This window comes from Sorangium sp. So ce1504, from assembly GCF_051521635.1.
GTDB classification, from domain to species: domain Bacteria; phylum Myxococcota_A; class Polyangia; order Polyangiales; family Polyangiaceae; genus Sorangium; species Sorangium cellulosum_B.
Genome location: NZ_CP150365.1, coordinates 2,599,925 through 2,612,682, shown reverse-complemented (window position 1 = coordinate 2,612,682; position 12,758 = coordinate 2,599,925). Strand labels below are relative to the sequence as shown.

The window sequence follows — 12,758 nt, the reverse complement described above, 5'->3', positions numbered from 1 at the left end:
CGGCGCTGGCAGAGAAACTTACCGGGGCGAGAAGAAGGATGTCTCTGCTACCAGAAGGTTTGTTACGCTGGCGAGCACGATGGCCCGTGTTCTCCTCGCATGGATCGGGAAGACAGACCTCAGGGCGGCGTCGGGCGACGCCGCGGTCGGCGCAGGCCCCATCGCGCACGCCGTCGCCGAGCGCGGGTTCGACCACCTCGTCCTGCTGAACAACCATCCAGGAGAGGAGGTCGCGCCGTTCACGCGATGGCTCAGGAAGAAGACGAAGGCGAGCATCGTCCTCCGGCAGGAGACGCTCTCCACCCCGACGCACCACGCGGACATCTACCGCGCCGTCATGGAGGCTGTGGCCTGGTCGATCGAGCAGTACGGGAAGAGGGCCAAGCGGACCTTCCACCTGAGCGCGGGCACGCCGGCGATGGCGGCCATCTGGATCCTCGTCGCGAAGACGCGCTTCGAGGCGGAGCTCATCGAGTCATCGCCCCAGACCGGCGTCCAGACCGCCGACGTGCCCTTCGAGCTCGCCGCGGAGCTGATCCCCGCCGCGGTCCGCCGCACCGAGGAAGAGCTGGCCCGCCTCTCGGGCGGCTTCCGGCCCGATGAGCCGGGGTTCTCGGACATCGTCCACCGGAGCGAGGCGATGAAGCGGCTGCTCCACCGCGCGTGGCAGGCCGCCGGCACCACGGCGCCCGTCCTCATCCATGGCGAGTCCGGGACCGGAAAGGAGCTCCTCGCCCGCGCCATCCACCAGGCGAGCCCGCGCGCCGCGGGCCCGTTCGTGGCCGTCAACTGCGGCGCCCTGCCCCGGGAGCTCGTGGACTCCGAGTTCTTCGGGCACACCCGGGGCGCCTTCCCGGGCGCCGCCGCCGACCACCAGGGGCACCTCGGGCGCGCGACCGGCGGGACGCTCTTCCTCGACGAGGTCGGCGAGCTGCCGCCCGATGCGCAGGTGAAGCTGCTCCGCGCCCTCCAAGAGAAGAAGATCCGCCCCGTCGGCGGCAGGCAGGAGGTCCCCGTCGACGTGCGCATCATCGCCGCGACCAACAGAGATCTGATGCGTGAGGTCGGCCAGGGTCGATTCCACGAGGATCTCTTCTACCGCCTGGCCATCCTGGTCCTGCACACGCCGCCCCTCCGCGAACGCGAGGGCGACGTGGGCCTGCTGACCGACCAGTTCCTCGCCCGCCTCAACAACGAGGCGCGCCCCGGAGGCATCCCGAAGAAGCTCTCTCCCGCCGCAAGGAACCACCTGCTCCGTCACCCCTGGCCGGGGAACGTCCGGGAGCTCGAGGGGACCCTCTGGCGCGCCTTCGTCTGGGCGCACGGGCCGGTGATCGATGTCGTCGAGGTCCGCGAGGCGCTGTTCGTCCGCGAAGACACGCCGCGGGACGCGGTGCTGGGCCAGCCGCTCGGCGACGGCTTCAGCCTCGAGGAGACCATCGCCCACGTCGTCCGGCACTACCTGGAGCGGGCCATGAAGGAAGCGAACCACAACAAGACGCGCGCGGCGGCGCTCATCGGCTTCAGGAGCTACCAGCGCCTGAAACAGTGGCTGGACAAGTACGGGGTGGAGGCGTGATGGGACGGGCCGCGCTCGGCCGAAGGGCGTGGTCTCCGCGATGGTGGGAGGAGGATTGGACGCTCTTCTGACTGTCTGCCGCTCTAGCCGTAGGTCGCAACGCCATTGGCGTAGGTGATCGTCCCTTTCTCCCCGAACTTGCGCCCATGGTTCGCGGCGTAGCCGGCATGATCGTCCGTGATGGTCACCGTGATCGTGCGGCTAGCGGACGCGGTGAGGAAGCGCTTGTGACAATCGTGGTACCGTTCGCCCGTGCACGGCCAACCGTTCATTTCTACGACGAGGTTTGCTGTACTACTGACGGAAGCGAGCATGATCTCTTCCGCGTGGTAATGACCGTCGCTCTCGTACGTCTTGCCTTTAACTGTCACTGAAATCGGCATGTTGCCCCTCCAAGACGCTTTCGCAATCGAAACGATGCCCGAGTCCTGCATTGTTTCGTCGCAGTGCAGAGGATCTCAGGCCGGGTTGCGAGCGTAAAGAGAATTCGAACCATGGTCTGTTCGGTGCAAGACCCGTGCGCCGACCCCTCCCGACGCCCGCTCGCCGCCCGGGGGCTCCGCCAGGCGGCCTATGCCGCGTCCACGATGCGAATTCCGGCCGCACTTGGGCGCTGGTTCTGGTCCGCTTGGTGTTGCCGGTCACCGTCGTCGATGCCGACGGCACACCTGGATCCAGCTCTTTGATGGTGGGGGGACGGCTCGCCGCGGTGCGCTATTGTCGATACGGATGGCACCCCACGGCGATGGTGCCCGGGGCGGAAGTTTTCGTGGATTGACGCCTTGTGCCGGCTCGTAGCCTCATGGGGCCACCTGACGGCCCCCGGCACGGGAGCGCCTCGCTCGGCGCGGAGACTTCCCCTCCTCCGCGGGCCATCCCTGCTCGCGCTGGTTCTCCGGGGGGAACAGGTGTCTCCTTCAGAGAGACAGGGGGCTCGGCAGCCCCCGTTCTCATCTCAGGAGATCGGGGGAGCGATAAGCCTCGTTTTCAGCACGAACGCGGGGGATCGTCGGCGGACGCGCGGCCTGCTCGCCGCGGCATGACGCTTGCGAAACCTCTCGCCGTACGCCTCGCTTCTCGGCGACAACGCCCCTTCGACCACCGAGCCATGCACGTCGTGCGTGGGCCGATTTCACCCAACGGAGATGAACATGACGTTCGATCGAACGATCGAGTCTGCTCGCGCCAAAGATCATGTGACCGGCAAATCGCTCCTCGTCTCTCGGCGCACGATCCTGGGTCTGCCGCTGCTGGCCGCGCCGGCGCTGCTCACAGGCTGCACCGCCGAGACGCTCCTCAGCGCCGGGTTCAATCAGGACACCGCATCTCAGCTGGCCGGACTCCTGGTGGGTGGAGCTACGCGCCGGACGTGGCGGCGTCGCTCATGATCCAGGCAAAGCGGTCGTCCACACCCGCGCTCCCGCCGCTCTCCTCGCGCTGCTCGGACCACGAGAAGCGCTCGCTCACGCGCGCCTTCGCGCTCGCGTCGCCCCGCCAGGCGAACCGATCGCCGACCGCAGTCTTGCTGGTCTCGTCATCATCATCATCGTTGTCGCCCGTGTCCCCCACGGGGTCCCCGAGGTCGTCGTAAACGCCGCTCCTGCTCCCGAGCGCGAACGGCCCGAAGCTGTACCCGTCCGAGGCCGCGTCGAGATCCCCGAGGTCGTGGTACTGCGCGTCGATGGAGCTGTAGACCTTCCCGCCGATCTTCTTCGAGTATTTGAACCCGTTCGCCAGGGCCGTGTACTTGAGGATGCTGCTCACCTTCCGCGACTGCAGGAGGTTCTGCTCGGTCACCTTCTTCCACGTCTTCACGGCGATGATCGTGTCCTTCACCGACTTCGCCGCGGAGCCAAGGCTCTTCCCGAGCTTCTTCATGCGATCGGCGGCGCTCTCGCCGAGCTCCGCGGCGCCCTGCTTGAACGACCTCCACACGCTGCCGTCAGCGGCCTCCGCGAGCTCCTCGAGCAGCTCGTCGCTCTGCGATCGCAGCCGGCTGAGCGAGTCCGAGAAGCTCTCCGCCGCCTGCTTGCCCACCTTCGACGCGACGTCGTCGGCCGCCTCCTCGGCGGACTCCTTGAGGATCTTCGCGAGCGTCTCCTCGGCGCTCTCCCGCGCGAGGGCCTTGCCGGCCCGCTTGAAGAACGGCTGTGCGAGATCCGCGCTCCTGGCGGCGGCCATCTTCGCGCCCTTCACCAGCCCCTTCCCCGCGGCCTTCGCGCCTTTCCACAGCTTGCCCGCGATCTGGCCGCCGAACTTCATCAGGATGTCCATCGCGATCTCGATCGCGATGTCGACGAGGCACGCGATGAAATCGGTCCAGGTGAAGCCGGCCTTGGCGGTGCCCCAGACGATGGTGAAATCGAGCGGCAGGCTGACCGGGCTGTTGCACGCGAGGTGCAGCGAGAACGGCACGGTCTTGAACGGCGAGCACGCGAGATCGCAGGTCGTCTCGCCGAAGATAGGGTTATCGCATCCGATCGTGACCCCGCTCGTCCCCCAGACCGAGATGGAGCTCCCGAAGAGGATGGTCCAGGGCAAGAGCGGATTCCACCCCTGGACCACGTCCACGTGCGGGACGACGAGGCTCGCGTCGCTCCCCCGCCCCATCCAGTGCACGCCGTCGAGCTGTATCTCGTGCTTGTTCTGCTCCGACCAGAACGAGAAGAGGTGTGTGCCGCTGACGAGCCCCGTCTGGAAATGAGGCCAGTACTTCTGGGGCACGTAGGCCCCGGGCGGCGGCATCGGCCACCAGAACAGGGCCTCGTGCCACGAGAGGCCGAGGAACACGTTCCACCGCGTGACGGTCAGGCAGCCGTACGACATTGTCCGCGCTCCTTCATCGAGTCGATCATCGAGTCGATCGGGCCGCCGAGGTCCAGCGCACCTCGCGCCGCAGGTTCGTCATCTGCTCCTCGGTGAGATCCAGGGCCACGGGGGCCCGGGCGCTCCAGACCACCACGACCTCGCCCGGGACCGGCCGCACGACCACCGAGCAGAGGTGGGACTCCGCCTCGGTGAGCGCCCGGCCGGGCGCGAGCTCCAGCATCACCCGGGGCACCTCGCCGGGCAGGTGGAAGGAGTAGACTTGCCGGTTCGGGTGCACGTGATGCAGCTCGAAGTACTCGTCCGGCGCGAGGTCGGAGACGCTCATCCCGGGCGACGCGACCTGCGCGTATTCCAGTCGGAGCGGGGCGCCGGGGTCCTGATAAAGCGGCGGGATCGAGAGCACATCCCGGGCGGCCCAGCCGCGCTCGACCTCGGCCGGGAGCTTGCCGTCGCTCTGGCAGGTCGGGGCGAGCCCGAGGTAAGCGAGCCGGGGAAACCAGGCCATGGACTGGTAATCCCAGCCTGCCGGCAGCGGCGCATGGATCCACCGGTACGGCTTGCCCACGGCGAGGCGCTGCGGCGTCAGCGGGTCGAACGGGAACTCGAGGTTGGGGATCGGCCGCCCCGCGAAGCCCTCGGCGTCGATCTCCATCAAATACCCGTAACCACAAGGATTTCTCGGGTAGTGGTACACCGTGTCGGCGAGCCGGTCGATGCCTCGGCGGGCATCCTGGACGAGCTGGCCGAGGAGGTCGCCGTTCCGGCCGAGCGCCGTCAGATCGACGCCGCCGTAGGCGTAGTCGTAGCGGATCGGGACCACCTCGATCGGCGCAGGCTCGGAGAAGCGCGGCCGGCCCGCGCGGTCGATCTCACCCACGCGGTCGCCGTGGACCACGATCTCGCGGTGGTGCTTGCCGAACCGGACGCTCGCGGTGAGCGTGCGGGTGTCGGGCTTGTAGGCGTGGGCGAAGGCCTGAATGACGACGTCGGTCGCGCGCCGGAAAGGGAGCATCTCGTCGACGGCGATCGGCGGAGAGACCCGCGGCGGCTTGCGATCCTCGCTGTACGGGATCTCGTCGTCGTGCAGGACCTCCTGCTGCGCGGGGGCGTCGAGCTCGCAGCGCCCGTTGTGGATCCGGTAGGTGCGCTTCGAGATCCAGGCGATCCACCGCCGCCCGTCGGGCTCGCCCTGCAGGAGCAGCTCGGTCTTGCGGCGCGGTCTGCGCGCCGGGGCGCGCGCGGCGGGCGGCGTCGGGTCATTGCTCACGGCCGCTGCTCCGCGCTCACTCTGCCTCGTAGATGCGCCACCGGCCCCGCCAGAAGTTCTTCTCCGGCTCCTCCGCGTCGCCTGGCTGGCGCCGCGTGTCGGTGAGCAGGGGCTCCATCTGATCCCAGAAGCCCTGACCCACCGCGGGGCCGAAGATCGCCATCACCGTGTCGCGCATGAGCTCGTGGCGCTCCGCCTCCGGCAGCACGTGAAAGGGGTCGGTGAGCCGCTTCATGTGGTCATGGTACTTGGCGCGCGCGGGCGGCCACTCGGTATTTTGTTTTGATCTCCCGCCGCCGGCGCGCACCCCTGGCCGAGCTCGGCGGCCAGGTTCCGAGGCCATCCGCGCACCGCCACACACCGACGACGACTCCAAGGGTCGTTGCGGCCCGCGATCGCTGGATGAGCCCTTGACCTCGGGAGGCGCGGTTGCGACCGTGCACGACGGGGACATGAGCGAGCCGAAGGGGACACTCCCAGTCGACGACGCGCAGGCCGCGCAGTTCGCGGCGCGCGCCTTGCCGTTCTTGCCAGGCACCGCGGGCGGCGTCGCGTGCGCGTCGCTCACGCCGGCGGCGTCGGCGACGGCGGCGCAGGCGACCGTGGACACGGTCCCCTGGCGCCACGAGGGCAAGCTGCGGCTGACGGTCGTCGTGAAGGCCAGCTTCTCGCTCGACGCGTCGCCGATGCGGCCGGCGGAGGTGGCAGCGCCGTTCCAGACGAAGGATGTCCACGACCGCCGCGGCCCAATGACCCACGTGACCGCGGCGAGCGATCGGGTGCCGTACCGCCAGTACGTGGACGTGACCGCCCTCGGGCACGCCGCCGCGCCGGGCGGCCGCCCCGTCGCCGAGATGAGCGCGCGGTTCGCGCTCGTCCAGCGCGAGGCGCCGGGCCTCGACAAGACGGTGCGCGTCGTCGGCCGCCGCAAGGAGGCCGGGGCGGCGCCGGAGCCGTTCGTGCGGATGCCGATCGTGTACGAGCGCGCCGCCGGCGGCGTCGGCGTGCCCGAGAACCCCCTGGGGTGCAGCGAGCGCGACGGCGAGCTGCCGAACGTGCTCGACCCCGTCGATCCGCAGAGGCCCGCCGGCTTCGGTCCGCTCGCGGCGGCGTGGCCGGCGCGCAGCCGCCGCCTCCCGGCAGGCGCCCGCGCCAGGCTCGACGCCGAGGTGATGGAGGTGCCGGGCGCCTTCGACTGGTCGTACTTCCAGTGCGCCCCGCGCGACCAGTGGATCTCCGCGCTGCAGCCGGACACGGTCGTCGTGCTCGAGGGCTTCCACCCGGATCGCCCGCGCATCCAGAGCGCGCTGCCGGACGCGCGCGTCGCCGGCGCGGTGTACGGCCTCGACGACGCCGATCCCGACGCCCCGGCGCGGCTCGCGTTCCACGCCGACGGCCTCCACGTCGACGCGGATCGGCTGCTCTGCACGATCACCTGGCGCGCCCACGTCGAGCTGCGCGACCCGGCGCAGCGGGAGCGACTGGTGGCCGTCGCCGGCGTGGGCATCGGGAGCGCGCCAGCGGTCCCGCCGCGGCGCCCGCCGGTCCAGCGCCCCGCGGCGGCCGCGCCAGCCGCGCCGTCGCGCTCCGGCGAGCCGCGGCGGCGGGAGGGGTCCGGGGGCGGCACGCTGGCGCTCGACGGGCCCGGCAGCGCGCCGGGGTCGGGCACCTTGCCCGCCACCCCGCCGCCCGCCACTCCGCCGCCCGCCACTCCGCCGCCCGCGGCCACGACGCCCGGCCCAGCGGCGGGAGCGGTGCTCGCCGCGCTCGACTTCGATGGAGCCCCATCGCAGCCGCCCGCCCTCGCGGGCGCCGCCCCGCGCGCCCCGGCCCCCGCGCCGGCGCCGCAACCGCCGGCCCCGCGGAAGGAACCGCCGGCGCCGAGCGCAGCGCGCCCGGAAGAGCCGGTCACGATCGAGCGGTACGCCACCGTCTGCGCGGAGCTCGCCGAGCGGGGCGCGCTGCGCGGCGAAGTGCTCTCCGCGCACGACCTCGACGAGGGCACCTGGCGGAAGGCCGAGCGGCGCTGGCGCGACGAGCTCGAGCGCGCGCTGAAGCACGGGGACCGCGCGCTGCGCGAGCGCTTCGACGATGCCTACGTGACCGCCTGGGAGCGGCGCCACCCGGACCGATTCGGGGCCGAGCAGTACGCCCGCCTCGTCAGGGCCGAGCGGCGGGGCAAGCTCTCGCTCGAGATCGCGGAGCAGGGGCTCGACGCGCCGCTCGGCCTGCGGCTGAAGCGCGTGTGGCAGCGGCGCGTCGCCGCGCAGGCCGCGCTGGCGGGGCAGGTCGAGCGCGCGCTCTCGGCCCTCTGATGCGCGGTCGACCCGCGCGCGGCACGCCGCACGCAACGCTCAGCAGTTCAGCTTGATCCGCTCGCCGAGCAGCTGCACGTCATCGTTCGCCGCGATCTGCACGTCGCCGCGCGTGGCCTCGAGGTTCACCTGACGGGCCTCGGCGCGCAGCTCGCCGCGCGCCCGCGTCGTCACGTCGCCGGCGACCGTCTGCGCGAGGTTGCCGCCGGTCTCGTGCACGATCCCGTGCTCGGCGCGCACATGGAAACGATCGCAGTCGACGCGCACCGCGCCCGGCGACTCCAGCTCGAGCTCCGCCGCCCGGATCCGCAGCACCGGTCCGCGCGCGGTGAGGCGCACGTCGAGCTCGATCTCCCCGGAAGCGCTCCGGATCGTCACCCGCTCCTCGTCCCCTGCCGCGGATCGCACCTCGACGACGCGCCCCGACGGCAGCTCCACCTGCCGACCCTCGGCATCGCGCCGCGTCTGCTCCGCGATCCGCTCGATCAGCGCCGGCAGCTGGTCGACCTGCTCGGGCTCCGTCACGATCTCTGGTGCACGAGCTTCGTACGAGGGCTTCATCGCGGCGCGCTCGCGGGAGAGTCTCCCGCTTCCTGGATCGAAGGAGAGCGCACCCGGGCGCGCCGGGCAATCGCAATCTGAGCGTCCCGGGGTGCGACCGCGGACACCACGGAGCAGGACCCTTCCACCGCCTTGCGGCTCCCGGCATGGTCAATCGCTGGCACACAGCACGTGGAGGATGACGAAGCGTCGTTCGGTGCGGCGCATGCCCACGAGCCTGGACCGCCGCGGCTTCCAATTTGTCCAATACGGCGGCGCGCGCGGGCAACAGAATCGGCGCATGAAGATCATCCTCAAGATCATCCTCATCCTGGTCATTCTCTCTCTCGGAGGTTGCATGCCCCATACCACCCAATCGACCTCGGCCATGGAAGGCCCCAATGCCACCTCGGCCGTCGTCCGCTACCAGGTCACGGACGTCGATCGCGCCGTTCGCTTCTACACCGAGCGACTCGGCTTCACGCTCGACCTGCAGGCCGGCACGGCGTTCGCGACGGTCTCCCGCGGTGACTTGCGCTTGCTCCTGAGCGGCCCCGGCAGCTCCGGAGCGCGCCCCATGCCCGATGGCCGCGCTCAGGTCGCCGGCGGCTGGAACCGCATCGTCCTCTACGTCGACGACCTCGCCGCGATCATCGAAGGACTCCGCGCGGCCGGGACACCCTTCCGAAACGACATCGAAAGCGGCGTGGGGGGCGCGCAGATTCAACTCGAGGATCCCGACGGCAACCCGATCGAGCTTCACGAGGCGCCGGAGGAATCGACCTCGGCCGCGGAAGGCCCCGATGCCACCGCGGCCGTCGTCCGCTACCAGAACACGGACGTCGATCGCGCCGTTCGCTTCTACACCGAGCAACTGGGCTTCACGCTCGACCTGCAGGCCGGCACGGCGTTCGCGACGGTCTCCCGCGGTGACTTGCGCTTGCTCCTGAGCGGCCCCGGCAGCTCCGGCGCGCGCCCCATGCCCGACGGCCGCGCTCAGGCCGCCGGCGGTTGGAACCGCATCGTCCTCTACGTCGACGACTTCGCCGCGATCATCGAACGCCTCCGCGCGGCCGGCACACCCTTCCGAAACGACATCGAACGCGGCATGGGGGGCGCGCAGATTCAACTCGAGGATCCCGACGGCAACCCGATCGAGCTTCACGAGGCATCGGCGGGTTGATCATGACGACTCGGAGGCGACCGGGTTCGTCGCCGGTAGCGCCGCGATGCGTCCCGACACGGCGCTGATCCTTCGCGGTCATCGGGTCGGGACGCATCGGGATCGCGCGTGTTGCCGGTCCCTTCCGCGCGGCCCATCCAGCGCGGCTGGCGCGGCGAGGGCGATGTGGTGCAACTTGACGCGTTCGCGGGAGGAGTGGGCGATGAGCGCGGTCGGCGAATTGCCGGAGAGCGCCACGAACTCGCGAATCAGGTGCGACTGGTCGCAGAACCCTGACACGGCAGCGAGCCGGGCCCAGTCCGGCTCGCGCTCCCTCTCGGCCTGCGAGAGCGCCCGCCGAAAGCGTGTGATCCGGGCGAAGGCCTTCGGGGCGAGGCCGGTCTCGGCGGTGAACACGTCGACGAGCCGGCGGTGGCTGATGCCGAGCGTGGCCGCCACGTCGGCGACGCGCCTTTCGCCTCCCTCGAGCGCCGCGATCGCGTGCGGCACCAGGGGATGACCGGGGCGCGCGTTCGAAAGGCGGTCGAGCAACGCGCGCTCGAGCAGCGCGAAGCGCGCGCGCGGCTCCGGCGCCGCGCAGAGGCGTTCGCGGAGCTCCGCCGCTCGCTGCCCCCAGAGCTCCGCGAGGTCGGCGTGCGAGTCGGTCAGCGCGCCGGGCGGCGCGCCGAGGAACGGCCACGCGCCGCCGGGGCGGAATTGGACCCCGACCATCGACGCGTGCTCGCGTGTGTCGACGCCGAAGGCGGACTGGTACGCGCCCGAGACGACGGCACCGGAGTGGCGGCGAATGGTGGGGCCGTCGTAGACGCGAACCTCGTCCTGGTCGAGGTTGACGACCAGCTGGAGGGTACCGGAGGGCAGGATACGCTCGGCCGCGTGAGGCGGAGCAGCCGAAAGGTACCAGAGCTCGGCGACGTGCGCCGAGAGCGGCGGACCCGGCACGTGGCGGACATACAACACGTGGGCATTATGGCCGACGATCACGCCGCCGGCCACATCGCCGCGCGGCGATCGCGAAGCCCGGGTACTCCCGTCGCACCTTCGCCTATGCTGGCGTGAGTTCCGGGTGAGCCTCCGGAAGATCCACCTCCACACTCCTCGACAAGGGCTGGAACGAAATGATGAAACACCTGCGCAAGATGCTCGATTCCCAGGCGCCTGCGGCGACGCTCCTTATCCGCCTCTCGGTCGGGGCCGTGTTCTTGTCCGAAGGGATCCAGAAGTTCATCTATCCAGCGGAGCTCGGCGCCGGACGGTTCGTCAAGATCGGCATCCCCTGGCCGGAAGCCATGGGACCTTTCGTAGGGGTGGTCGAGATCGTCTGCGGGGCGCTCGTGCTCGCGGGGCTCCTGACCCGGTTCGCCGCCGCTCTGCTCGTCATCGACATGGTCGTGGCGCTGCTCTCGACCAAGCTTCCGATCCTGCTCGGCCGAGACATCCTCGGCTTCCACGTGCGCAAGCTGCCGCAATACGGCTTCTGGAGCATGGCCCACGAGGCGAGGACGGACTGGGCGATGCTGCTGGGCGCGCTCTTTCTCGTCGTCGTCGGCGCGGGGCGCTGGTCCTTCGACGCGCGCCTGGCACGGCGCCGGAGCGCGCCGTGAATGAAGCAACACCTCTCCCGCGTCGGTCCGGCGCTGGACGGGGCCGACCTGACGCCTGGGCGTCGCTCGCGCGCCTTCGTCCGAAAGACAAGAAGAAGGACAGCTGACGCGCGTTCGACTTCAGGCGGCCGGGAGCCTCCGGCAGAGCAGAGGTCCTATCCTCGATGACGGGAGGCATGCATCGCGACGGCAATGCCGTCCTGGAGCGTGCCCTTCGTGACGATGCCTTGCAGCGGTGCGTCGAGTTGCACGAGCGTTCGGGCCACCTCCGAGCCTATCCCGGTGATCACCGTGCGCGTCCCCAGGAGCCGCAGGCCGCTGGCCGCGACGAGGAGCATGGCGGCGACGCGCTCGTCCACATGTTTGAGGCCGGTGATATCGATGATGACGAACTCGGCGCCTCGGCTGCTCGCGCCGTGGAGCATCGCATGGTTCGCCTGCTGAGCCCGGTCACTGTCCATCGTACCGATGAGCGGCATGACCAGGATGCGATCCGTGATCGGAATGAGCGGCGTGGAGAGCTCGAGGAGCCGGCCGCGCTGCGCGGCGATGATCTGCTCGTGCAGCGCGGTCCTCTCCGCGTTCGCGTGCCCCTTCTCGACGAGCTCGCGCTCGAGCCCCTCCTTGGCCTCGCGCAGCTCGTCCGTACGGGTCATGAGCTCGACGAGGAGCGCCTCGCGCGCGGCCTCGACGGCGACGCGCTGCCGGACCTCCGACTCCAGGCTGGCGTTCTTCTCCTGCAACGCTCGCGTCATGCGCCGGACGGCGATGTGCGGGCGTATCCGCGCAAGGAGCTCCTCCGTATCGAAGGGCTTGCTTATGTAATCGACGGCGCCCGCCTTCAACCCTTGCAACCGGTGCTCCCGATTGTTCAAGGCGGTCATGAACACGATCTGAGTGTCGGCGGTCTGCGGGTTGGCCTTCAGGCGCCTGCACACCCCGAAGCCGTCGATATCTGGCAACATGACGTCGAGGAGCACGAGATCCGGCTGCTCGCGCTCGATCAAGCTGATCGCCATGGTGCCATCCGTGGCGACGGCGAGGTCCAGATGCTCGCCCGACAGTACGTCGAGGAGCGTGTCGAGGTTGGCGGGGTTGTCGTCGACCGCGACCACGAAACCATTGAATTGCGTCAAAATCTTCCCCCCAGTGCCTGAAAAACGCAGCGTGGACGCTATCAAGGAGCGTGACGACTGTAAAGGGCCAAGCATGCAGCGTCGCTCGGAGGAGCGCGGCTCCGACGAGCCCTGCAGGTGCTGACACGACGTGTCTGTAACTTGCTTCACGTCGACAATGCCAGGACAGATGGAACTGTACGTGTGCCAACGTATACGGCCTCGCGCAACGCTGGTCACGACCTGGAAACGCTGTAGTCAGCGTGCGCCCGCGTACGTGCGTGGGGTGCGCAAGTGTGGCAGTCGCGAAGCGTCTTTCACAATTG

12 protein-coding genes are annotated in these 12,758 nt (G+C 70.0%); 5 read left to right on the top strand and 7 right to left on the bottom strand.

The window, feature by feature from the left end; all coding sequences use genetic code 11:
- Positions 1–79: 79 nt before the first annotated feature.
- On the top strand, positions 80–1,579 hold the full coding sequence (locus WMF39_RS10080; RefSeq protein ID WP_437745321.1) for a sigma-54 interaction domain-containing protein: 1,500 nt from the start codon (positions 80–82) through the stop codon (positions 1,577–1,579).
- Positions 1,580–1,662: 83 nt separating this feature from the next.
- On the opposite strand, the gene WMF39_RS10075 is transcribed toward WMF39_RS10080, so the two are convergent.
- A complete protein-coding gene (locus tag WMF39_RS10075) occupies positions 1,663–1,962 on the bottom strand; it encodes a hypothetical protein (RefSeq protein ID WP_437745320.1) in 300 nt (99 codons plus the stop codon).
- Between the two features lie 768 nt (positions 1,963–2,730).
- Here WMF39_RS10075 and WMF39_RS10070 point away from each other — a divergent pair.
- On the top strand, positions 2,731–2,967 hold the full coding sequence (locus tag WMF39_RS10070; RefSeq protein WP_437745319.1) for a hypothetical protein: 237 nt from the start codon (positions 2,731–2,733) through the stop codon (positions 2,965–2,967).
- On the opposite strand, the gene WMF39_RS10065 is transcribed toward WMF39_RS10070, so the two are convergent.
- Genes WMF39_RS10065 through WMF39_RS10055 form a run of 3 tightly spaced genes read right to left on the bottom strand, consistent with a single transcriptional unit; the run spans position 2,936 to position 5,910 of the window.
- The gene (locus tag WMF39_RS10065; protein WP_437745318.1) at positions 2,936–4,405 is read right to left on the bottom strand and encodes a hypothetical protein; all 1,470 of its coding nucleotides are present in this window, start codon (positions 4,403–4,405) and stop codon (positions 2,936–2,938) included. The genes WMF39_RS10070 and WMF39_RS10065 overlap by 32 nt on opposite strands.
- A 25-nt stretch (positions 4,406–4,430) precedes the next feature.
- Entirely contained in the window at positions 4,431–5,675 is a 1,245-nt protein-coding gene (locus tag WMF39_RS10060) for a DUF2169 domain-containing protein (protein ID WP_437745317.1), read from the bottom strand.
- Between the two features lie 16 nt (positions 5,676–5,691).
- Positions 5,692–5,910 carry a hypothetical protein gene (locus WMF39_RS10055; RefSeq protein ID WP_437745316.1) on the bottom strand — a complete coding sequence of 73 codons (219 nt, stop codon included), beginning with the start codon at positions 5,908–5,910 and terminating at the stop codon, positions 5,692–5,694.
- Positions 5,911–6,127: 217 nt separating this feature from the next.
- Here WMF39_RS10055 and WMF39_RS10050 point away from each other — a divergent pair, with 217 nt between their 5' ends.
- Positions 6,128–7,990: a DUF2169 family type VI secretion system accessory protein gene (locus WMF39_RS10050; RefSeq protein ID WP_437745315.1), complete on the top strand. Its 1,863-nt coding sequence runs from the start codon at positions 6,128–6,130 to the stop codon at positions 7,988–7,990.
- A gap of 39 nt (positions 7,991–8,029) precedes the next feature.
- Here WMF39_RS10050 and WMF39_RS10045 read toward each other — a convergent pair whose 3' ends face one another.
- On the bottom strand, positions 8,030–8,515 hold the full coding sequence (locus tag WMF39_RS10045; protein ID WP_437745314.1) for a hypothetical protein: 486 nt from the start codon (positions 8,513–8,515) through the stop codon (positions 8,030–8,032).
- Between the two features lie 316 nt (positions 8,516–8,831).
- Here WMF39_RS10045 and WMF39_RS10040 point away from each other — a divergent pair, with 316 nt between their 5' ends.
- On the top strand, positions 8,832–9,713 hold the full coding sequence (locus WMF39_RS10040; protein WP_437745313.1) for a VOC family protein: 882 nt from the start codon (positions 8,832–8,834) through the stop codon (positions 9,711–9,713).
- Positions 9,714–9,791: 78 nt separating this feature from the next.
- Here WMF39_RS10040 and WMF39_RS10035 read toward each other — a convergent pair whose 3' ends face one another.
- Complete coding sequence (locus WMF39_RS10035) at positions 9,792–10,673, bottom strand: AraC family transcriptional regulator (RefSeq protein ID WP_437745312.1); 882 nt, start codon at positions 10,671–10,673, stop codon at positions 9,792–9,794.
- 161 nt (positions 10,674–10,834) lie between these two features.
- Between WMF39_RS10035 and WMF39_RS10030 the strand changes: the two genes are divergently transcribed.
- Positions 10,835–11,317 carry a DoxX family protein gene (locus WMF39_RS10030; RefSeq protein ID WP_437745311.1) on the top strand — a complete coding sequence of 161 codons (483 nt, stop codon included), beginning with the start codon at positions 10,835–10,837 and terminating at the stop codon, positions 11,315–11,317.
- A 155-nt stretch (positions 11,318–11,472) separates the two neighbouring features.
- On the opposite strand, the gene WMF39_RS10025 is transcribed toward WMF39_RS10030, so the two are convergent.
- Positions 11,473–12,672, bottom strand: coding sequence for a response regulator (locus tag WMF39_RS10025; protein ID WP_437745310.1), 1,200 nt, complete (start codon positions 12,670–12,672; stop codon positions 11,473–11,475).
- Positions 12,673–12,758: the final 86 nt, after the last annotated feature.

Excerpts from the sequence above, each read along its gene's own strand:
- WMF39_RS10065 (WP_437745318.1), bottom strand. The coding sequence starts at position 4,405 with ATGTCGTACGGCTGCCTGACCGTCACGCGGTGGAACGTGTTCCTCGGC.
- WMF39_RS10050 (WP_437745315.1), top strand. The coding sequence starts at position 6,128 with ATGAGCGAGCCGAAGGGGACACTCCCAGTCGACGACGCGCAGGCCGCG.
- WMF39_RS10075 (WP_437745320.1), bottom strand. The coding sequence starts at position 1,962 with ATGCCGATTTCAGTGACAGTTAAAGGCAAGACGTACGAGAGCGACGGT.
- WMF39_RS10070 (WP_437745319.1), top strand. The coding sequence starts at position 2,731 with ATGACGTTCGATCGAACGATCGAGTCTGCTCGCGCCAAAGATCATGTG.
- WMF39_RS10030 (WP_437745311.1), top strand. The coding sequence starts at position 10,835 with ATGAAACACCTGCGCAAGATGCTCGATTCCCAGGCGCCTGCGGCGACG.
- WMF39_RS10080 (WP_437745321.1), top strand. The coding sequence starts at position 80 with ATGGCCCGTGTTCTCCTCGCATGGATCGGGAAGACAGACCTCAGGGCG.
- WMF39_RS10055 (WP_437745316.1), bottom strand. The coding sequence starts at position 5,910 with ATGAAGCGGCTCACCGACCCCTTTCACGTGCTGCCGGAGGCGGAGCGC.
- WMF39_RS10040 (WP_437745313.1), top strand. The coding sequence starts at position 8,832 with ATGAAGATCATCCTCAAGATCATCCTCATCCTGGTCATTCTCTCTCTC.